18 protein-coding genes are annotated in these 19,054 nt (G+C 67.0%); 13 read left to right on the top strand and 5 right to left on the bottom strand.

Annotated elements, in window-relative coordinates; all coding sequences use genetic code 11:
• Positions 1-345: 345 nt before the first annotated feature.
• A complete protein-coding gene (gene argG / locus DXK93_RS15215; RefSeq protein WP_013392627.1) occupies positions 346-1,686 on the bottom strand; it encodes an argininosuccinate synthase in 1,341 nt (446 codons plus the stop codon).
• A gap of 82 nt (positions 1,687-1,768) precedes the next feature.
• Positions 1,769-2,695, bottom strand: a complete 927-nt coding sequence (locus tag DXK93_RS15210) for a LysR family transcriptional regulator (protein WP_119450513.1) — start codon at positions 2,693-2,695, stop codon at positions 1,769-1,771.
• Positions 2,696-2,792: 97 nt separating this feature from the next.
• Here DXK93_RS15210 and DXK93_RS15205 point away from each other — a divergent pair, with 97 nt between their 5' ends.
• The 4 genes from DXK93_RS15205 to DXK93_RS15190 all read left to right on the top strand — a co-directional run bounded on the left by DXK93_RS15205 (position 2,793) and on the right by DXK93_RS15190 (position 5,791).
• Complete coding sequence (locus DXK93_RS15205; protein ID WP_175214033.1) at positions 2,793-3,659, top strand: amidohydrolase; 867 nt, start codon at positions 2,793-2,795, stop codon at positions 3,657-3,659.
• 70 nt (positions 3,660-3,729) lie between these two features.
• Positions 3,730-4,683 carry a tripartite tricarboxylate transporter substrate binding protein gene (locus tag DXK93_RS15200; RefSeq protein ID WP_119450511.1) on the top strand — a complete coding sequence of 318 codons (954 nt, stop codon included), beginning with the start codon at positions 3,730-3,732 and terminating at the stop codon, positions 4,681-4,683.
• Between the two features lie 2 nt (positions 4,684-4,685).
• The gene (locus DXK93_RS15195; protein ID WP_119450510.1) at positions 4,686-5,216 is read left to right on the top strand and encodes a carboxymuconolactone decarboxylase family protein; all 531 of its coding nucleotides are present in this window, start codon (positions 4,686-4,688) and stop codon (positions 5,214-5,216) included.
• 11 nt (positions 5,217-5,227) lie between these two features.
• Positions 5,228-5,791, top strand: coding sequence for a DUF4286 family protein (locus tag DXK93_RS15190; protein WP_054451136.1), 564 nt, complete (start codon positions 5,228-5,230; stop codon positions 5,789-5,791).
• A 107-nt stretch (positions 5,792-5,898) separates the two neighbouring features.
• On the opposite strand, the gene argF is transcribed toward DXK93_RS15190, so the two are convergent.
• Positions 5,899-6,840 (bottom strand): ornithine carbamoyltransferase, encoded by a 942-nt coding sequence (gene argF, locus DXK93_RS15185; protein ID WP_054451338.1) that lies wholly within the window; start codon positions 6,838-6,840, stop codon positions 5,899-5,901.
• 58 nt (positions 6,841-6,898) lie between these two features.
• Positions 6,899-8,080 (bottom strand): aspartate aminotransferase family protein, encoded by a 1,182-nt coding sequence (locus tag DXK93_RS15180; protein WP_054451137.1) that lies wholly within the window; start codon positions 8,078-8,080, stop codon positions 6,899-6,901.
• A 219-nt stretch (positions 8,081-8,299) separates the two neighbouring features.
• On the opposite strand from DXK93_RS15180, the gene DXK93_RS15175 reads away from it, so the two are divergent.
• Positions 8,300-8,590 carry a DUF3579 domain-containing protein gene (locus tag DXK93_RS15175; protein WP_013392635.1) on the top strand — a complete coding sequence of 97 codons (291 nt, stop codon included), beginning with the start codon at positions 8,300-8,302 and terminating at the stop codon, positions 8,588-8,590.
• A 61-nt stretch (positions 8,591-8,651) separates the two neighbouring features.
• Here DXK93_RS15175 and DXK93_RS15170 read toward each other — a convergent pair whose 3' ends face one another.
• The gene (locus DXK93_RS15170) at positions 8,652-9,371 is read right to left on the bottom strand and encodes a GntR family transcriptional regulator (RefSeq protein ID WP_054451138.1); all 720 of its coding nucleotides are present in this window, start codon (positions 9,369-9,371) and stop codon (positions 8,652-8,654) included.
• Positions 9,372-9,620: 249 nt separating this feature from the next.
• Between DXK93_RS15170 and DXK93_RS15165 the strand changes: the two genes are divergently transcribed.
• The 8 genes from DXK93_RS15165 (at position 9,621) to DXK93_RS15130 (ending at position 18,723) form a co-directional block, all read left to right on the top strand.
• Positions 9,621-10,376 carry an aspartate/glutamate racemase family protein gene (locus tag DXK93_RS15165; RefSeq protein ID WP_119450509.1) on the top strand — a complete coding sequence of 252 codons (756 nt, stop codon included), beginning with the start codon at positions 9,621-9,623 and terminating at the stop codon, positions 10,374-10,376.
• Between the two features lie 74 nt (positions 10,377-10,450).
• A complete protein-coding gene (locus tag DXK93_RS15160) occupies positions 10,451-12,028 on the top strand; it encodes an ABC transporter substrate-binding protein (RefSeq protein WP_119450508.1) in 1,578 nt (525 codons plus the stop codon).
• A gap of 62 nt (positions 12,029-12,090) precedes the next feature.
• Positions 12,091-13,083 carry an ABC transporter permease gene (locus DXK93_RS15155; RefSeq protein WP_119450507.1) on the top strand — a complete coding sequence of 331 codons (993 nt, stop codon included), beginning with the start codon at positions 12,091-12,093 and terminating at the stop codon, positions 13,081-13,083.
• A complete protein-coding gene (locus DXK93_RS15150) occupies positions 13,073-14,014 on the top strand; it encodes an ABC transporter permease (RefSeq protein WP_054451142.1) in 942 nt (313 codons plus the stop codon). Before DXK93_RS15155 ends, DXK93_RS15150 begins: the two co-directional genes overlap by 11 nt.
• 24 nt (positions 14,015-14,038) lie before the next feature.
• Positions 14,039-15,232: an amidohydrolase family protein gene (locus DXK93_RS15145; RefSeq protein WP_054451143.1), complete on the top strand. Its 1,194-nt coding sequence runs from the start codon at positions 14,039-14,041 to the stop codon at positions 15,230-15,232.
• Positions 15,232-16,719, top strand: a complete 1,488-nt coding sequence (locus DXK93_RS15140; protein ID WP_119450506.1) for an amidohydrolase family protein — start codon at positions 15,232-15,234, stop codon at positions 16,717-16,719. Before DXK93_RS15145 ends, DXK93_RS15140 begins: the two co-directional genes overlap by 1 nt.
• Positions 16,716-17,750, top strand: coding sequence for an ABC transporter ATP-binding protein (locus DXK93_RS15135; RefSeq protein ID WP_119450505.1), 1,035 nt, complete (start codon positions 16,716-16,718; stop codon positions 17,748-17,750). The genes DXK93_RS15140 and DXK93_RS15135 overlap by 4 nt, the downstream gene beginning before the upstream one ends.
• Positions 17,740-18,723, top strand: coding sequence for an ABC transporter ATP-binding protein (locus DXK93_RS15130; RefSeq protein ID WP_119450504.1), 984 nt, complete (start codon positions 17,740-17,742; stop codon positions 18,721-18,723). The genes DXK93_RS15135 and DXK93_RS15130 overlap by 11 nt, the downstream gene beginning before the upstream one ends.
• Positions 18,724-19,054 lie beyond the last annotated feature (331 nt).

The raw sequence follows: 19,054 nt of genomic DNA, 5'->3' as shown, positions 1-19,054 counted from the left end.
GGCCTTTCCTTCAGATTCCCTCGGGCTTATCGACGCCCCGCGCGCGGCAGGCCCCCGCCGCCCCAGGCTGCGTCGGCTGAATGTGTCTCGTTGCTGGGGAGGGCGGTGTGCTTGGCGTTCTCGCCTAGGGTGTGGTGGACGATCTTGCGGGGCTCGCCCCCGGCCGGCCGCGCAGGCGGCCTTTGGGGGCTTACGCGGTGTCTTGCGGTAGGTGATGACGCTGCGCGCTGGTCGTGACTGTCTTTAGTGGGCTCGCTCTCATCGAGGTTGGCGCCCGATCGCTCTTCGCCAAACAAAAAGCCCTTCGGCGTGCCGAAGGGCTTTCTGGTTTATGGCGTTGAAGAATTACTTCTTCTTGCCTTCGTCGCTCAGCTGCGGCAGCGAGCTGCCGGAGGAGGCGAGCAGGCCGGTCTTCACGTAGGTGAAGAGCTTGCCGCGGGTGTCGACGATGTCGAGGTTGCGCATGGTGAGCTGGCCAATGCGGTCCGCGGGCGTGAACGGGGCGTTTTCGACCTTTTCCATGGACAGGCGCTCGGGGGCGTATGTCAGGTTGGGCGATTCCGTGTTCAGCAGCGAGTAGTCGTTGCCGCGGCGCAGTTCGATGGTGACTTCGCCGGTGACGGCGCGGGCGACCCAGCGTTGGGCGGCTTCGCGCAGCATGATGGCTTGCGGGTCGAACCAACGGCCCTGGTACAGCAGGCGGCCGAGCTTGCGGCCGCTTTCGCGGTACTGCTCGATGGTGTCTTCGTTGTGGATGCCGGTGACCAGGCGCTCGTAGGCGATGAACAGCAGGGCCAGGCCCGGGGCTTCGTAGATGCCGCGGCTCTTGGCTTCGATGATGCGGTTTTCGATCTGGTCGCTCATGCCCAGGCCGTGGCGGCCGCCGATGCGGTTGGCTTCGAGCATCAGTTCGACGGGGTCGCTGTATTCCACACCGTTCAGGGCGACCGGGTGGCCTTCCTCGAAGCGGACGGTGACTTCCTCGGCCTTGACGGCGACGTCGTCGCGCCAGAAGGCGACGCCCATGATGGGCTTGACGATGCGGATGCCGGAGTTCAGGTGCTCCAGGTCCTTGGCTTCGTGGGTGGCGCCCAGCAGGTTGGAGTCGGTGGAGTAGGCCTTTTCAGCCGACATCTTGTAGTCGAAGCCGGCCTGGCGCATGTACTCGGACATTTCCGAACGGCCGCCGAGCTCGTCGATGAAGCGCTGGTCCAGCCAGGGCTTGTAGATCTTCAGGTCCGGGTTGGTCAGCAGGCCGTAGCGGTAGAAGCGCTCGATGTCGTTGCCCTTGAAGGTGCTGCCGTCGCCCCAGATGTTGACGTCGTCTTCCTTCATGGCGGCCACCAGCATCGTGCCGGTCACTGCGCGGCCGATCGGGGTGGTGTTGAAGTAGGTGATGCCGGCGGTCGAGATGTGGAACGCGCCCGATTGCAGGGCGGCGATGCCTTCGGCCACCATCTGCGCGCGGCAGTCGATCAGGCGGGCCTTTTCAGCGCCGTAGGCCATGGCCTTGCGCGGGATCTCGTCGTAGTCGGACTCGTCGGGCTGGCCCAGGTTCGCGGTGTAGGCGTAGGGGATGGCGCCGTTGTTGCGCATCCAGAGGAGCGCTGCGCTGGTGTCGAGGCCGCCGGAGAAGGCGATGCCGACCTTCTGGCCGGTGGGAAGGTTCGGGAGGATAGTGGTCATTGTTTGAAGTGAGACGCCAACAGGACTTGGACAGCAGACTTTGACAGCTGCTAGCCGCCAAACAAGAGAAACGGACGCTATTTTAACTCTTTTGCCGCGGTCGGGCCGCCGGGGCGAACAGGGCTGGCAGCTCCAGTTGGCGGATCAGGAGCGCGGTGGCGGCGGCCAGCCGGGTGGCGGGGCGGTGGCGGGCGCTGGCCAGCACCAGATCATTGGTGATGGTCGGGTCGACGATGTCGCACAACGACAGCTCATGTTCCGCCGCCGGGCCGCGTGCGGCCGAGCGCGGCAGGATGGCGTAGGCGTCGCCCTGGGCGGCCAGTTCGACGATGGTCTGGACGGCGTCCACCTCGACGGCGATGGTCAGACGCACGCCCTGGGCGCGGCACACGCTTTCGACCAGGGTGCGGATGGCGTTGGGCAGGCTGGGCACCACCAGCGGGTAGTCGCCCAGTTGGGCCACGGTGACGCGTGGGGGCAGCGCGGGCTGGTGGCCGGCCGCGGCCACCAGCACCAGGTCCTCGCGGAACAGCGATTCGTAGGCCAACTGGGGCGAGGGCGCGGGGTCGTAGAGCAGGGCCAGGTCGACGCGGCCGGCCAGCAGCCATTCGCGCACCTGGGCGCTGAGGCCTTCAGCAATGGCGATGGAGGCCTCGGGGAAGCTGCGGCGGAAGGCCTGCACCAGCGGGGGCGTGAGCACGCGCGCGATGCGGGGCGGCAGGCCGACCACGACCTTGCCCGTGGGCGTCTCGCGCAGGGTCTGCAGGTCCTCCTTGGCGCGTTCGGCCAGGGTCAGCAGGGCGCGGGCATGCTCCAGGAAGCGCAGGCCGGCTTCGGTGGGTTCGGCGCCGCGGCCGTTACGGTAGAGCAGATGCTGGCCGAGTTCCAGTTCCAGCAGGCGGACCTGGCGGCTGAGCGTGGGTTGCGCCACGTCCAGCATTTCGGCCGCGCGCGAGAAGCTGCGCCTCTCGGCCACGCGCAGGAAGTATTCGATCTGCTTGAGGTCCATCGGATATTTGGAAAATCTATATCTGAAATCAAAGATATAGCATTGTTGGGCGGCGGGCAATCCGGGACCATGGCGTTTTCAACGCAGGAACCCGCCCGTGCCCGATTGCCGTCCTCCGCTAGCCGCGCCGTCCCGTCCCCGCCACGCCTTGCCGCCGGGCGCCTGCGATGCGCATTGCCACGTGTTCGGGCCGGCCGACGTGTTTCCGTACGCCGAGGGGCGCTCGTACACGCCGCCGGATGCGCCTTACCAGGCCATGGCGGCGCTGCACAGTCGCCTGGGTGTGGAGCGCGCGGTGGTGGTGCAGGCCAACTGCCATGGCTCGGACCACCGCGCCTTGCTGGACGCGCTGGCCCAAAGCGGCGGCCGCTATCGCGGCGTGGCCCTGCTGGGAGCGGATGCCACCGAGGCCGGCGTCAGGCAATTGCATGAGGGTGGCGTGTGCGCGGCCCGTTTCAACTTCGTGCCGCATTTGGGCGGCGCGCCGGATCCCGCTGTCTTTGACCGGGTCGTGGCGCTGATCGCGCCGTTGGGCTGGCATCTGTGCCTGCACCTGGACGGCGCGATGCTGCCGGAGCTGCTGCCGCGCCTGGCCGCGCTGCCGCTGCCCTTCGTGGTCGACCACATGGGGCGGTTGAAGGCGGGCGATGGCTTGGCGTCGCCTGCGATGCAGGCGCTGCTGGGGTTGGCGCAGGTGCCGCAGGCCTGGGTCAAGGTGTCGGGCATCGACCGCATCGCATCGGGCAAGCGGCCGTTCGCGGAGGGCCTGCCCTTTGTGCGCGCGCTGGCCGAGGCGTTGCCCGATCGCTGCCTGTGGGGCACGGACTGGCCGCATCCGAACGTGGCGGGCGATATGCCCGACGACGGCGAGCTGGTCGACCTGTTTTTTGAAGCTTGTCCCGATGCGGCCTTGCGCCAGCGCATCCTGGTGGACAACCCGGCGCGGCTGTACGGATTCGAGTAGGCGCGGCAAACGCCGCCGCCATGAGGCGGCGCGCGAACGACAAGAAAATTCCATTCAATCAGGAGACACCATGTTCAAGAAAATACTGTCCGCCGGCCTGCTGAGCCTGGCCGCCCTGGGATCCGCCCATGCCGATGGGCCGGTGCGCCTCATCATTGCCTTCCCGCCTGGCGGGCCGGTGGATCTGGTCGGCCGGGTGCTGGCCGAGCAATTGGGCAAGGAGCTCAAGCAGCAGGTCATCGTGGAGAACAAGGCCGGCGCCAACGGCAACATCGCCGCGGCCTACGTGGCCAAGGCGCCCGCCGACGGCTCGGTGCTATTCCTGACCAGCGTGGGCGCGGTCGCGATCAGCCCGGCGCTGTACAAGGACCTGCCGTATGACCCCGTGCGCGATTTCGCGCCGGTGTCCAAGGTGGTCAACAACGCCACGGTGTTCGTGGTCAATCCGTCCAATCCGGCGGTCGACGCGGCGGACTTCGTCAAGAAGTCGCAGGCCGCCTCGCAATCGGTCGCGATCGGCTCGTCGGGCATCGGCAGCATTCCCCACCTGACCCTGGAAATGTTCGCCGATTCCAGCAAGGCGAACGTGATGCACGTGCCATACAAGGGCGCGGCGCCGGTCATCAATGACGTGATGGGCAATCAGGTGTCCGGCTTCTTCGGCGACGTGCCGGGCCTGATCGGCCATATCCAGGGCGGCAAGTTGAAGCCCCTGGGCATCGCCGCGCCGACCCGCCATCCGCTGCTGCCCGAGGTCAAGACCCTGGCGGAGCAGGGCATCGCCGGCGTGGAGTCCAACAACTGGTACGGCATCGTCGCGCCCGCCGCCACGCCGCCGGCCACGATCGACAAGCTCAACCAGGCCGTGCGCGCCGCGCTGAACACGGAAAGCGTGCGCGCCCGCCTGGAGAAGTTCGGGGCCCAGGCCGCTCCCGGCAGCCCGCAGGAACTGGCTGCCCTGATCGCGTCCGACCGCGAAAAGTGGACCTCGCTGATCCAGCGCAAGAACATCCGTCCGGAGTGAAGATGAACGCATGCAGAGTAGGGCTGGTGACGCCGGGCAGCCGCCCGGAACTGGCCGCGATCGAGGCGCGGATATCGGCTGCGCGGGGGCGCATCTCGCCGCTGTACCAGGTGCTGTTGAACAGTCCGGCCGTGGTCCAGGGCTGGGAAGCCATGCTGACCGCGATCCGCCTGAACACGGCGGTGCCGCCGCGTCTGCGCGAGCTGATCATCCTGCGCGTGGCGACCTTGAACAACGCACCGTACGAGTTCGAGGTGCATGTGCCGCACGCGCTGGCCGCCGGCATGCCGCAGGCGCTGGTGGACGCGTTGCGCGGCGGTCCGGCGCCGTCGGAACTGCAAGGCCTGGAAGCCGGCGAGGCCGAAGTGCTGGCGTTGACGGACGCCATGACGCGCGACATCGAGGTGCCGGACGCCGTGTTCGCGCCGCTGCGCGCGCGCTACGATGACACGCAGTTGGTGGAACTGGCGGCGACCGTGGGCGCGTACAACATGGTGTCGCGCTTCCTGGTGGCCTTGCGCGTAGGACATTAAAGGAGACTGGAGTGCAGGAAACCGTATTGCTGGTGTCGCTGGGCGAGCGCTTCGACGAGCCGCGCGCACGCGAACTTGAACAGACCTTGACCCAGGGATTGGAAGGCTTGTGCGCCGCCGCGTACGCCGCCGTGGAAGAGGACGAAACCTACGTCTATCTGCGCGGATCGGCGGCGGCTCTGCCCGAAGCGCAGGCGCGCCTGGCCGAGAGCTTCCCGGGCGCGCACAGCCGCGTGCTGCACCTGACGCTGGACCTGGCAGGCGCTTCGGCGGGGCAGGACGCGCCGTGGCATTACATCGTCGAAACCGACGTGCTGCCCGAGGCCGACGCCGACCTGAATGCCTGGTACGACCAGGAGCACCTGCCGGGCCTGGCATCGGTGCCTGGCACGGTGCGCGCCATGCGCTATGAGTGCCGCGACGAGTCGCCGCGCTATCTGGCCTGCTACGACCTGCACACGCGCGAAACCTTTGGCAGCCCGCCCTGGCTGGCGGTGCGCGCCAGCGACTGGAGCGGCCGTGTGCGTCCGTCGTTCCGCAATACGCGCCGGACCATGTTCAAACGGATTCTGTAATTGCGCGGCGTCCGCCGCATCCATCGGATTCGAAGGCGGGCCTGCCGCGCCCATGAAAAAAGCCTGCGTATCGCACGATGCGCAGGCTTTTCCGTCTGGGGGCGGTGTTACTTGATCTGGCCCAGCAGCAGGAATTCCATCAGCGCCTTCTGCACGTGCAGGCGGTTTTCGGCTTCGTCCCAGACCACGCTTTGCGGGCCGTCGATGACTTCGCCGGTGACTTCCTCGCCGCGGTGAGCGGGCAGGCAGTGCATGAACACGGCCTGGGGATCGGCGGCGGCCATCATTTCGGCGTCCACGCACCAGTCGGCGAAAGCGGCGCGGCGCTCTTCGTTTTCGGCTTCATAGCCCATGCTGGTCCAGACGTCGGTGGTGACCAGGTGCGCGCCCTTGCAGGCTTCCATGGGATCCTTGAACTGGCGCAGCACCGTGGCGGGCGGCGTGCCGATGCGCGAGGCTTCGAGCTCGTACCCGGCCGGGGTGGACACGTGCAGCGTGAAGCCCAGCATTTCCGCGGCTTGCAGCCAGGTGTAGGCCATGTTGTTGGCATCGCCCACCCAGGCCACCGTCTTGCCGGCGATGGGGCCGCGGTGCTCGATGTAGGTGAAGATGTCCGCCAGGATCTGGCAGGGGTGGAATTCGTTGGTCAGGCCGTTGATCACCGGCACGCGCGAGTGCGAGGCGAAGCGCTCGATGCGGGTCTGCTCGAACGTGCGGATCATGACGATGTCGACCATGCGCGAGATGACGCGCGCGGTGTCTTCGATGGGCTCGGAGCGGCCCAGCTGCGAATCGTTGGAGGTCAGGTTGATGACCGAACCTCCCATCTGGTACATGCCGGCCTCGAACGACACGCGGGTGCGCGTGCTGGCCTTTTCAAACACCATTGCCAGCGTGCGGTCATGCAGCGGCATGTGGGGTTCGTAGCGTTTGAACTTGTCCTTGATCAGGCGCGCGCGGTCCAGCACGTAGGCGATCTCGGCGGACGAGAAGTCCTTGAACTGCAGGAAGTGCCGCAGCGGGCCGTTTTGAGTCGTGGGAGGTGTCATGGTGATGTCGCAGGTCATGGGGCCCGGCCAGGCTCATGGCCCGGGCGGGACGTTGATTTTATGGTGTTTCGGCCAGGAATTCCTGGATGAGCGGAACCAGGATGGCGACGATGCGGTCGGCTTCGTCGCGGTTGAGGATCAGTGGCGGCAGCATGCGGATCACGCGGTCGCGCGTGACGTTGATGAGCAGGCCGGCCTGCATGGCGCGCAGGGCCAGCACGCCGCAGGGGCGCGCCAGCTCGATGCCCAGCATCAGGCCGCGGCCGCGGATGTCGGTGACGCCCGCGACGCCGGCCAGCGCATCGGCCAGGGCGGCTTTCAGGTGATTGCCTACATCGTGGGCGTTGGCGAGCAGGTTTTCGGATTCCAGCGCATCCAGCACGGCCAGCCCGGCCGCACAGACCAGCGGGCCGCCGCCGAAGGTGGTGCCATGACTGCCTGGCGTGAATACGCCCGCGGCCGGGCCGGCGGCCAGCATGGCGCCGATGGGCACGCCGCCCGCCAGGCCCTTGGCCAGCGTCATGACGTCGGGGACGATATCGGCCCACTGGTGGGCGAACCATTTGCCGGTGCGGCCGATGCCGGACTGGACTTCGTCGATCATCAGCAGCCAGCCGCGCTCGGTGCACAGCCGGCGCACTTCCTGCAGATAGGCGATGTCGGAGGGGCGGATCCCGCCTTCGCCCTGCAGCACTTCCAGCAGCACCGCGGCCACGCGCGGCTCGGCGTCGCCGGCGGCGCGCACCGCGTCCACGCTGTTGTAGGGCACCTGGATGAAGCCCGAGGGCAGGGGCTCGAAGCCCTTGCGCGCCTTTTCGCTGCCCGTGGCCGCCAGCGTGGCCAGCGTGCGGCCATGCCAGGACGAATCCATCGTGATGATGTGGGCGTGCTTGTTGCCGCGCTGGTACGCGTAATAGCGCGCCAGCTTGATCGCGGCTTCGTTGGCCTCGGAGCCGCTGTTGTTGAATGCGACCTCCTGCATGCCCGACAGTTGCGTCAGACGAGCGGCCAACGCAGTCTGCTGCGGCACTTCGTAGATGTTCGAGGTATGGATGACGCGGGCGGCCTGCTCGCTGATGGCGGCCACCAGTTTCGGATGGGCGTGGCCCAGGCAGGACACCCCGATGCCGGCCAGCGCGTCCAGGTACTTGCGGCCTTCGGCGTCCCACAGCCAGACGCCCTGGCCGTGCGTGAACGATACCGGCAGCCGGGCGTAGATATTGGCCAGAGGCGAAGTCATCGCGGATCCTCCCGTGGATGAAGCGGATTGCGCCGGGACTCAGCCGGAGTCCCCGTGGGATGCCGCCGGGTTTGGCAGCGCCGGCAGCTCGTTTTCCCAGGCGAATCGCTTTTTGAAAGAGGGCAAAGGATCAATCATATACAATTCGCGGCGCAGGGCGCATGTTTGATCACGCCGAAGATCCGGCTTTCGTGAAGGGCGCGCTGTAGTGAAGAACTCATGGCAACTCGCGTCAGACAATTCGTAATTCATGGCGTTACCGAAAGCGGTAGCCGCTTTCGCCCCAGCGATTGGGCGGAACGGCTCGCCGGCGTAATGGCACAATTCCGGCCCGCCGGCTGTGCCGGTAACCACCTCACCTATTCGCCCTATGTGCTGCCCGTCGTGATCGACGGCGTGCGCGGGATCGTGGTCGATCTGCGTTTGCGCGATCTGGAACCGCTGGCGTACAAGTTCGTGGTGGATTTCGCTCGCGACAATAACCTCAAGACGGAAGAGCGCGAAATCTAGCCTCCCCAACCAAAAAAGCGCCCTCACCGGGCGCTTTTTCGTTGGGGGACGCCGCACGCCCCTAGGTGCCGTAGCGGTCCAGGATCTTGCGGATATCGCGCACGCCCTGGCCGTCCGCGGTCAGCAGCGCGCGCGCGGTCACCGATTCCAGGTGGTGCTCCAGCAGATGCAGCACGTGCTTCTCGTCGCGCGCGCGCAGGCCCGCCACGATCTCCATGTGCTCGCTGACCGCGCATTCGCTCGAGTGCGGCCGGCCGTAAAGCGCCAGGATCAGCGAGCAGCGCGACACGATCTCGTTCACGTAGCGCGCATACACCGCATTGCCCGACAGCTCCGCCATCAGGATATGGAACTCGCCTGACAGCCGGATGGACTCGTTGGCGCTGTTGCGCTTGCGGGCTTCCTCCTCCTGTGCCACGTGCTGTTCCAACCTGGCCAGTCCAGCCTCGGTGATGTGCTGCAACAGCCGGCGCGCCACGTCGCGTTCCAGGCAGCGGCGCGCCTCGAAGATGTCGTGCGCTTCTTCCAGGCTGGGGCGGGCCACCGCGGCGCCGCGGTTCGGCCGCAAATCCACCAATCCTTCGCTGAACAGGCGCGTCAGGACGCTGCGGACGATGGTCCGGCTGACGCCGAAACGTTCGCCGATGATGTCCTCGGGCAGCTTGTCGCCGGGCAGCAGAGCCTGCTCGATGATGGCTCTGCGCAAATTTTTGTATACGATTTCGTTGCGGCTGATGTCTTTCTTGGCAGACTCGTCGGCCGCCGGCGCGAGGGACTTCATCTTCTTGTTGGCTCCTATGCCTGCGCGCTTTTCTGGGTGTTGGAATGGTCCGGCAGGCGCTGCCGGCGCGCATTTTTCTCTGTGCTGGAAAGCATACTACACCCGGGGCTAAGGGTTAGCGATAGCTTGTCTGCGAGATTGTGCGGAGTACATTGGCGACATAAATCGTATACAAATTTTTATACAAAACGGATCCTATTGTTCTTTAATGGTTCGATTGTTTGTATACAAATTCACAAAGGCTGATCCATGTCCGCTGTACCGCAGGCCGCCGCAACCGAGCCGTCCCTTTCCGCGCCTTACCGCCTGCTGGTGGTCAATGGCAACACCACGTCCGAACTGACGACCAGCCTGGCCAGCCAGGCCGAGGCCTTTTACGGGGACATGGTCCGCATCCATGCGGTCACCGCCGGGTTCGGCCCCACCTACATCGCCAGCCGCGCGGAGGCGGCCGTTGCCGCCCATGCCGTGCTGGACGTCGTGGAGCGCGCGACAGGCGAGGCGCCTGACGGCGGATTCGACGCCTGCCTGCTGGCCTGCTTTGGCGAACCCGGCATCGGCGCGGTGCGCGAACGCCTGGACGTGCCCGTGGTGGGCATGGCCGAGGCCTCCATCCTGAGCGCCATGCAGCGCGGCGACCGCTACGCCATCGTGACGGTGGGCCAGCGCTGGCCCGGCATGCTGCGCGAACAGATCCGCCAGTTGGGGCTGGAGTCCCGCTGCGCCGGCATCCTGGCCCTGCCGGGCAATGCCCTGGACTACGTGTCGCGTTCGGCCGAGTCGGCCTTGCACGTCAGCCGTGCGCTGGACGCCGCAGTGGCGCAGGGGGCGGACGTGGTGATCGTGGCGGGCGCCGCGCTGGCCGGCTACCTGCCCAGCCTGCCGCGCCTGCCGGCCGTGCCCATCATCGATTCCTATCGCGCCGCCCTGGCCCAGGTGCTGGCGCTGGCGTCCCTGGAGCGCGCGCAGCGGCTGTCGCTGATCGGCCAGGGCGCGCATTCCTAGTCTTTTCGTCTTACCCACCGCGCCGGGCTCGACCCCGGCGAGTTCAGACCGATACACAAGGGAGAGTTGCAGCCATGAAGACTTTGCTCAAGTGGACCGCGGGCGCCGTGATCGCGCTGTCGGCCATCACGGGGGCCAGCGCCGCCAACACGCTGAAGTGGGGCGCGGCGCGGGACCTGGATTCGCTGGACCCGTATTCCTACGGCAGCACCTTCAACCTGGCGTTCCTGAACCATGTGTATGAAGCGCTGATCCGTTATGACGACAAGTTCAACATCACGCCCGCGCTGGCGGAGTCCTGGGAGACGCCGTCGCCCACGGTGCTGCGCTTTCATTTGCGCAAGGGGGTGAAGTTCCACAATGGCGCGCCGTTCTCGGCGGACGATGTGGTGGCGTCGATGACGCGGGTTTCGGACGAAGCCTCGCCGCTGAAGGGCAACCTGCCGGCCTTCAAGGCGGTGCGCAAGGTCGATGACTACACCGTCGACATCGAAATGACGCATCCGTATCCGCTGATGCTCAACGACCTGACCAACATCTTCATCTTCAACCGCCAATGGCTGGTGGACAACAACAGCCTGAAGCCCACCGACGCCGCCAAGAAGATCGAAGGCTATGCCACGCATAACGCCAACGGCACCGGCCCCTTCAAGGTGGAGTCGTACCGCCCGGACACGCGCACCGTGCTGGTGGTCAACCCCGCCTGGTGGGACAAGCCGCGCCACAACCTGGACCGCATCGAATTCACGCCCATTGCGTCCGCGCCCACGCGAGTGGCGGCGTTGCTGTCGGGCGACATCAATTTCACCGAGAACGCGCCGCTGCAGGACCTGGACCGGCTGCGCGCGGCGTCCAACGTCAAGGTGCTGGCCTCGACCGAGCTGCGCACCTTGTACTTTGGCTTCAACCTGGGCGACAAGCTGGTCGGCTCCAACATCACCGACAAGAATCCGCTGAAGGACCTGAAGGTGCGCCAGGCGCTGTACATGGCGCTGTCGCCGGAGCTGATCCAGAAACGCGTGATGCGCGGCCTGTCGCGTACCACGGGCGCACTGGTGGCGCCGTCCATCCCGGGCTACGAGCCCAAGCAGGAAGAGCGCCTGCCGTTCGACGCCGCGCGCGCCAAGAAGCTGCTGGCCGAGGCCGGCTACCCGGACGGCTTCACGGTGTCGTTGCTCTGTTCGAACGACATGTTCGTCAACGAGGAGGAAATCTGCCAGGCCGCCGCCTCCATGTGGGCGCGCATCGGCGTGAAGGCCTCGCTGGCCAGCGGGCCGCGTTCCCTGCAGAACCCCAAGCGTTCGCGCGGCGAGTTCGATATCACCATCCACGGCTGGGCCAACGAGCCGCAGATCGACGCGCTGTCCATCCTTTTGCAGGTGATGCATAGCCGCAGCGGCCCGGCCGGCGTCTTCAACTGGGGCCAGTGGGGCGATCCGGCGCTGGACGCCAGGATCGACGCGGCCGCGGCCGAGATGGACCGTCCCAAGCGGGTGCAGATGATGGCCGACGTGCTGCAGACGCTGCATGACGACGCGCGCTTCCTGCCGCTGCACCAGCAGCCGATGGCCTGGGCCGTGGGCAAGAACGTGGGCGAGGTGCTGCAGATGCCGGACAACAAGGCGCGCCTGTGGACCGTGCGCATGCAGTAACGCCGCGGACCGCCGCCCGCCGGCGGTCCTGCGTATGACTAGGGTCTGAAGGGGAGCCGCACATGCTGGCATTCATAGTGAGACGGGTCTTCAACGCGGTCGGCGTCATGCTGGCGGTGGCGCTGATGGCCTTCGTGATTTTCCGGTTCGTCGGCGACCCCGTCGACATGATGCTCAACGAGCAGGCTTCGCAGACGCAGCGCGATGAATTGCGCGAACGCCTGGGTCTGAACGCCTCGGTGGGCATGCAGTTCGTGCACTTCGTGACCAACGCGGCGCAGGGCGAGTTCGGCATTTCCTACCGCAACCAGCAGGACGTATTTGCGCTGGTGGCCGAACGCTTTCCCGCCACGTTCGAACTGGTCCTGATGGCGACTCTGCTGTCGCTGGTCATCGGCGTGCCGCTGGGCGTGCTGACCGCCATCTACCGCAAGTCGCGCCTGGCGCAGGCGCTGCAGTTCGTTTCCATCCTGGGCATATCGCTGCCCAGCTTCGTGGTCGGGATCATGCTGATCCTGATCTTCTCGGTGCAGCTGGGCTGGTTGCCGGGCTTTGGGCGCGGCGACACGGTGAAGATCGGCTGGTGGACCACCGGCCTGCTCACGCCCTCGGGCCGCGCCGCGCTGGTGCTGCCGTCCATCACGCTGGCGCTGTTCCAGATCACGCTCATCATGCGCCTGGTGCGGGCCGAGATGCTGGAGACGCTGCGCACCGAGTTCATCAAGTTCGCCCGCGCGCGCGGCCTGCCGGATCGCATCGTGCATTTCCGGCTGGCCCTGCGCAACTGCCTGATGCCGGTGATCACCGTGACCGGCATGCAGATCGGCAACCTGATCGCCTTCGCGCTGATTACCGAAACGGTCTTCCAGTGGCCCGGCATGGGGCTGCTGTTCATCCAATCGGTCATGTTCGTGGACATCCCCGTCATGGCCGCCTATCTGGTGATCGTGTCCTTCATTTTCGTGACGCTGAACACGCTGGTGGACATGATGTACGGCGTGGTCGACCCGCGCCTGCGCAGCCAGCACGTCAAGGGAGGCGCCAATGCTCACTAAGCCATTTTCCGCAACGGGGCAGGGCCGGCTTGCCCGTTTCCTGCAGAGCGACCTCTGGTGGAGTTTGAGGCAGGACTATGTGGCCATGGGCGCGGGCATCGTGCTGCTGGCGGTGGTGCTGCTGGCCGTGTTCGCGCCCTGGATCGCGCCGCAGAATCCCTACGACCTGGCGCAGCTGGACCTGCTGAACGCGGAGCTGCCGCCTGTGTGGGAGGCCGGCTCGGACCCGCAGTTCCTGCTGGGCACGGACACGCAGGGCCGCGATGTCTGGTCCGCCATCCTGTACGGCTCGCGCATGTCGCTGGTGATCGGGTTGGCCACGGTGGTGCTGTCGCTGGCCATCGGCCTGCTGGTGGGGCTGGCGGCGGGCTATTTCGGCGGCTGGGTCGACAACGCGCTGATGCGCCTGGGCGACACGCTGCTGAGCATCCCGACGATCCTGGTCGCGATTTTGGTGACGGCGGTATTCCGCCAGCTGTTGCCGCCCGGCATGCGTGAAACGTTGTCGGCCGTGATCCTGATCCTGGCCATCTCCATGACCAACTGGGTGCAATACGCGCGTACGGTGCGGGCTTCGGCCCTGGTGGAGCGCGGCAAGGAATACGTGCAGGCGGCGCGCCTGATCCGCGTGAGTTCGCTGCGCATCATGCTGACGCACATCCTGCCCAACACGCTGACGCCGGTCATGGTGACGGCCACCCTGAACCTGGGCCTGGCGATCCTGATCGAGGCCACGCTCAGCTTCCTGGGCGTGGGCATGCCGCCCACCGAACCGTCGCTGGGCACGCTGATCCGCCTGGGCAACCAGTTCCTGTTTTCGGGGCAGTGGTGGGTGGTGGTGTTTCCCGCGCTGTACCTGAGCCTGATCGTGCTGGTGGTGAACCTGCTGGGCGACTGGCTGCGCGACGCCCTGAACCCCCGCCTGCGCTGAACGCAAACCGACAAGAGTAGAACCATGGAAAACGCAACGCTGTATACCCAAGTCCGCCCGGCCGGCGGCGAGATGACCTCGGTGTTGGTGCGCGACGGCCGCATCCAGGCGCTGGGCGGGCCGGCGCCCGCCGGCGTGCCGGTGGTGGACGGGGGCGGCGCGCTGATGCTGCCGGGCCTGATCGACGCCCACGCGCACCTGGACAAGACCATGTACGGCATGCCCTGGTACCGCAACGAGGTCGGCCCGCGCCTGATCGACAAGATCGAGAACGAGCGCGCCGAGAAGAAGCGCCTGGGCATCGATCCGTACCGCCAGTCGGCCCGCCAGTTGGTGATGTCGATCGGCGACGGCACCAGCCATATCCGCAGCCATGTGGACGTGGACACGGACATCGGACTGGGCGCGATCGAAGGCGTGATGCGCGCGCGCGAACAGTATCGCGACCAGATCGACGTGGAGATCGTCGCGTTCCCGCAGAGCGGGCTGCTGATCCGCCCGGGCACGCTGGAACTGATGGACGAGGCCTTGCGCATGGGCGCGGAAGTGGTGGGCGGGCTGGACCCGGCCGGCATGGACCGCGATCCCAAGGGCCATCTGGACGCCATCTTCGGGCTTGCACAGAGGCATGGAAAGCCCATCGACATCCATCTGCACGAAGCGGGCGAACTCGGCGCGTTCTCGATGCAGATGACCATAGACCGGGTGCTGGCGCTGGGCATGCAGGGCAAGGTCACGCTGTCGCATTCCTTCTGTCTGGGCATGCCCGACACGCAGGCGGTGCAGGCCCTGACGGAAGGTTTGCTGAAGGCCGGTGTGCACATCATGACCACGGGCTCGGCCTCGCGGCCGGTGCCCAATGTGGCGAAGCTGCACGCGGCCGGCGTCACGGTCTGCACGGGCAACGACGGCATGCGCGATACCTGGGGTCCCTACGGCAAGCCCGACATGCTGGAACGGACCATGCTGGTGGGCCTGCGCAACAACTTCCGTCGCGACGACGAGCTGGATCTGGCGCTGCACGTGGCGACCTACGGCAATGCGCAGGTCATGGGCCTGTCCGACTACGGTTTGGCGCCAGGCTGCCACGCCGACTTCGTGCTGGTGGACGCCGAGACGGTGGCCGAAGCGATCGTATCGCGCCCGCAACGCAAGCTGGTCGTCAAGGGCGGGCGCGTGGTCGCGCGCAATGGCCGGGCGCTGGCGGAGGCGCCGTGATGGGCGCGCCGCAAGGCCCCATCCTGCTGACCGCCCGCTGGGTGGTGGGCCACGAGAACGGCCGCCATTGCCTGTACGAGAACGGCGAGGTGGTGTTCGAGGGCGACCGCATCGTCTACGTCGGCCACCGCTACCCGGGGCAGGTCGCGCAGCGTCGCGACTATGGCCGGGCGCTGATCGGCCCGGGTTTCGTGGACCTGGATGCGCTGTCCGACCTGGACACGACCATCCTGGGCTTCGACAACTCGCCCGCCTGGAAGAAGGGCCGCATCTGGCCCGAGACCTACATGAAGCGGGGGCCGTACGAGATGTACACGGCGGCCGAACTCGCATTCCAGAAGCGCTACGCGTTTGCCCAGCTGATACGCAACGGCATCACGACGGCGCTGCCGATCGCGTCGCTGTTCTACCGCGTGTGGGGCGAGACCCGCGATGAATTCCTGTCTGCGGCCAATGCCGCCGGCGAGCTGGGCCTGCGCGTCTACCTGGGACCGGCCTATCGCAGCGGCCATACATATGTGGACGCCGGCGGCACGATCCGCTGTCATTACGACGAGGCGCGCGGCTTGGCGGGACTGGAGGCGGCCCTGGCCTTCTGCGACGAAATCGAAGGCCGTCACAACGGCCGCGTGCGCGCCATGCTGTCGCCCGACCGCATCGAAACCTGCACGCCTGCGCTGTTGCGCGCATCGGCTGCGGCGGCGCGCGAGCGGAATATCCCGATCCGGCTGCATTGCTGCCAGTCACGCCTGGAGTACGACCTGGTGCTGGAGCAGCATGGCATGAGCCCGCCGGAATGGCTGCAAAGCCTGGACTTCCTGTCCGAGCGCGCTTTGCTGCCGCATGGCACTTATGTGTCGGGTTCGCGCCATATCGAGCGGCCCGGGCGCGACCTGGAGATCATCCGCGACGCCGGCGCCAGCATCGTGCATTGCCCGCTGGTGTCGGGGCGACATGGCGCCACGCTGGAATCGTTCGCGCGCTACCGCAAGCTGGGCGTGAACATCGGCATGGGCACGGACACCTGGCCGCCCGACATGGTCCTGAACATGCAGGTGGGCATGATGCTGTGCCGGGTGGCCGACGGCTCGACCGAGGCGGTCCGCTCCGAGGACTACTACGACGCCGCCACCGTGGGCGGGGCTGACGCCCTGGGCCGTCCGGACCTGGGCCGGCTGGCCGTGGGCGCCAAGGCCGACATCGTGGTGTTCGATTTTTCGCACGACCGCAACGGCCAGCTGATCGATCCCATCCAGACGCTGATGGTGAGTGGCAGCGGGCGCGACGTATCGCAGGTCGTGATCGACGGCCGCTTCGTCATGGTGGACGGGCGGATCCCCGGCTTCGATGCGCGCCTGGCGCAAGAGCAGGCGCAGACGCAGTTCGACGGGCTGGTGGCCCGCTACCCTGACCGCACCTGGGGGCATCCGCCGGCCGAGCAGATTTTTTCCTCCAGCTATCCGCGTCCCGCAAGGAGTCCGTCATGATGGCCCTCGTTCCCAACTCCACGCAGCCGCCGGCCGCGGCCAACACCGCGCCGACCCTGTCGGTGCGCGGCCTGTCGGTCGAGTTCCCGACGCGCCACGGCGTCCTGGTTGCCACACGCGACATCAGTTTCGACATCCAGCCGGGCGAGATCCTGGGCATGGTCGGCGAATCCGGCGCCGGCAAGTCGCTGACCGGCATGGCGGTGATCGGCCTGCTGGAGCCGCCCGGGCGGCTGGGTGGCGGCGAGATCCACCTGGCGGGCAGGCGCATCGACAACCTGCCGCCCAAGGCGCGCCAGCGTTTGCGCGGCAAGGAAATCGGCGCGATCTTCCAGGATCCGCTGACCAGCCTGCATCCTCTGTTCACGGTGGGCGACCAGTTGGTCGAGACGATCCGCCACCATGACAAGGTGAGCGCCCAGGCCGCGCGCCAGCGGGCGCTGGAGCTGCTGCTGGCCGTGGGCATCCCGGCGGCGGACAAGCGCATCGATCACTATCCGCATCAGTTCTCCGGCGGCATGCGCCAGCGCGTGGTGATTGCGCTGGCCCTGGCGGCGCGGCCGGCGCTCATCATCGCCGACGAGCCCACCACGGCGCTGGACGTGTCGGTGCAGGCGCAGATCACGGCGCTGTTGCGGCGCTTGTGTCGCGAGCAGGGCACTTCGGTGCTATTGGTGACGCACGACATGGGCGTGATCGCCGAGACCGCGGACCGCGTGGCGGTGATGTATGCGGGGCGCATCGTCGAGATCGGACCGGTGCTGGACGTGCTGCGCCGCCCGGGCCATCCGTACACGCAGGGCCTGATGAATGCGATTCCCGGCCTGCGCCAGCGCGCTGCCCGGCTGAACCAGATCGACGGCGCCATGCCGCGCCTGCACGCCATGCCCGACGGCTGTGCTTTCCACCCGCGTTGCTCGATGGCGGGGCCGCGTTGCGGCCAGCAGCGCCCGCCGCTGGCCGCATCTCCGGCCGGCGCCACCGTCAGCGCCTGCTGGCTGCATCAAGGAGGAGTCGCCCATGCCGCTTAACGATGATGTGTTGTTGCGGGCCGATGACCTGGCCTGTTGGTTCGACGTGTCGCCGCCCTGGCTGGAACGCACGTTGTCGCGTCAGCCCGAGCAGACCTTGAAGGCGGTGGACGGGGTGTCGCTATCCGTGCCGCGCGGTACAACTTTGAGCATTGTGGGCGAATCGGGCTGCGGCAAGTCCACGCTGGCGAAGCTGCTGGTTGGGCTGGTGGCGCCGACGCGCGGAACGCTGCGCTACGGGCGCAACCGCAAGGGCGGCGTGCTGCATCCGCAGATGATCTTCCAGGACCCCTACGCCAGCCTGAATCCGCGCTGGCGGGTGGGCAATATCGTGGCCGAACCGATCACGACGCTGGGCTTGCGAGCCACGCCGGCGGAAACGCGACGGAGGGTGGACGAGCTGCTGGAACTGGTTGGCCTGTCCGCCAGCGACGCCGGCCGCTTTCCGCACGAGTTTTCGGGCGGCCAGCGCCAGCGGATTTCGATCGCGCGGGCGCTGGCGACGGAGGCGGAATTCCTGGTGTGCGATGAACCGACCTCGGCGTTGGATGTGTCGGTGCAGGCGCAGATCCTGAACCTGATGGGGGATCTGCAGAAGGAGTTCGGGCTGACTTATGTGTTCATCAGCCACAACCTGTCGGTGGTGCGGCACGTGTCGGACAGCGTGGCGGTGATGTATCTGGGGCGCATCGTGGAGCAGGCGCCTGCGGATCAGCTGTTCGACTCGCCACAGCATCCGTATACGCGGATGCTGCTGGATACGATTCCGGACCTGGATGATCCGCGGCGGGATCGGGAGCCGATGGGGGGTGAGGTGCCTAATCCCATCTTGCCGCCGTCGGGGTGTACGTTTCATCCTCGGTGTTCGATGGCGCGGGAGCAGTGCAAGGTGGAGGCGCCGGTGGTTGTCGGGGTGGGCGGGCGGCAGTTACGGTGTCATGCGGTGGCTTGGGATGTGGTGCGGGCCGCTTGATCGTTGTTTGCTTGTTGCGTCCTGGTTCTTAAGGCGCCAGCCGCGCCGTGGGCCTGGGGCGAGCGGGGCAACGATTGCGGTCCGGAGCGTTCGCTCCGGACTGCCCCGTCGTCATCTTCGTCACCGCCTTCGGCGGTTCCTTCAGATTCCCTCGGGCTTATCGACGCCCCGCTCGCCCCAGGCCCACGGCGCGGCTGGCTCCGGCGTTTGAAACTTGACGTCAGTCGGGGGGGGCGGTGTTCTTGGCGTTCTGGTCACGGGCGGTGAGAGATGGCGGGTCTTGCGGGGCCCGCCCCATGCCGGCCGCCCGGGCGGCCTCGTGGGGCTTACG

The sequence above is a fragment of the Achromobacter sp. K91 genome, assembly GCF_003576205.1.
Classification (GTDB): domain Bacteria; phylum Pseudomonadota; class Gammaproteobacteria; order Burkholderiales; family Burkholderiaceae_B; genus Achromobacter; species Achromobacter aegrifaciens.
This window is presented reverse-complemented; position numbering and strand designations above follow the sequence as displayed.

Excerpts from the sequence above, each read along its gene's own strand:
- DXK93_RS15170 (WP_054451138.1), bottom strand. The coding sequence starts at position 9,371 with ATGAAGTCCCTCGCGCCGGCGGCCGACGAGTCTGCCAAGAAAGACATC.
- DXK93_RS15180 (WP_054451137.1), bottom strand. The coding sequence starts at position 8,080 with ATGACTTCGCCTCTGGCCAATATCTACGCCCGGCTGCCGGTATCGTTC.
- DXK93_RS15210 (WP_119450513.1), bottom strand. The coding sequence starts at position 2,695 with ATGGACCTCAAGCAGATCGAATACTTCCTGCGCGTGGCCGAGAGGCGC.
- DXK93_RS15175 (WP_013392635.1), top strand. The coding sequence starts at position 8,300 with ATGGCAACTCGCGTCAGACAATTCGTAATTCATGGCGTTACCGAAAGC.
- DXK93_RS15160 (WP_119450508.1), top strand. The coding sequence starts at position 10,451 with ATGAAGACTTTGCTCAAGTGGACCGCGGGCGCCGTGATCGCGCTGTCG.
- DXK93_RS15135 (WP_119450505.1), top strand. The coding sequence starts at position 16,716 with ATGATGGCCCTCGTTCCCAACTCCACGCAGCCGCCGGCCGCGGCCAAC.
- DXK93_RS15195 (WP_119450510.1), top strand. The coding sequence starts at position 4,686 with ATGAACGCATGCAGAGTAGGGCTGGTGACGCCGGGCAGCCGCCCGGAA.
- DXK93_RS15130 (WP_119450504.1), top strand. The coding sequence starts at position 17,740 with ATGCCGCTTAACGATGATGTGTTGTTGCGGGCCGATGACCTGGCCTGT.
- argF (WP_054451338.1), bottom strand. The coding sequence starts at position 6,840 with ATGACACCTCCCACGACTCAAAACGGCCCGCTGCGGCACTTCCTGCAG.
- DXK93_RS15150 (WP_054451142.1), top strand. The coding sequence starts at position 13,073 with ATGCTCACTAAGCCATTTTCCGCAACGGGGCAGGGCCGGCTTGCCCGT.
- argG (WP_013392627.1), bottom strand. The coding sequence starts at position 1,686 with ATGACCACTATCCTCCCGAACCTTCCCACCGGCCAGAAGGTCGGCATC.
- DXK93_RS15155 (WP_119450507.1), top strand. The coding sequence starts at position 12,091 with ATGCTGGCATTCATAGTGAGACGGGTCTTCAACGCGGTCGGCGTCATG.
- DXK93_RS15200 (WP_119450511.1), top strand. The coding sequence starts at position 3,730 with ATGTTCAAGAAAATACTGTCCGCCGGCCTGCTGAGCCTGGCCGCCCTG.
- DXK93_RS15165 (WP_119450509.1), top strand. The coding sequence starts at position 9,621 with ATGTCCGCTGTACCGCAGGCCGCCGCAACCGAGCCGTCCCTTTCCGCG.
- DXK93_RS15140 (WP_119450506.1), top strand. The coding sequence starts at position 15,232 with ATGGGCGCGCCGCAAGGCCCCATCCTGCTGACCGCCCGCTGGGTGGTG.
- DXK93_RS15145 (WP_054451143.1), top strand. The coding sequence starts at position 14,039 with ATGGAAAACGCAACGCTGTATACCCAAGTCCGCCCGGCCGGCGGCGAG.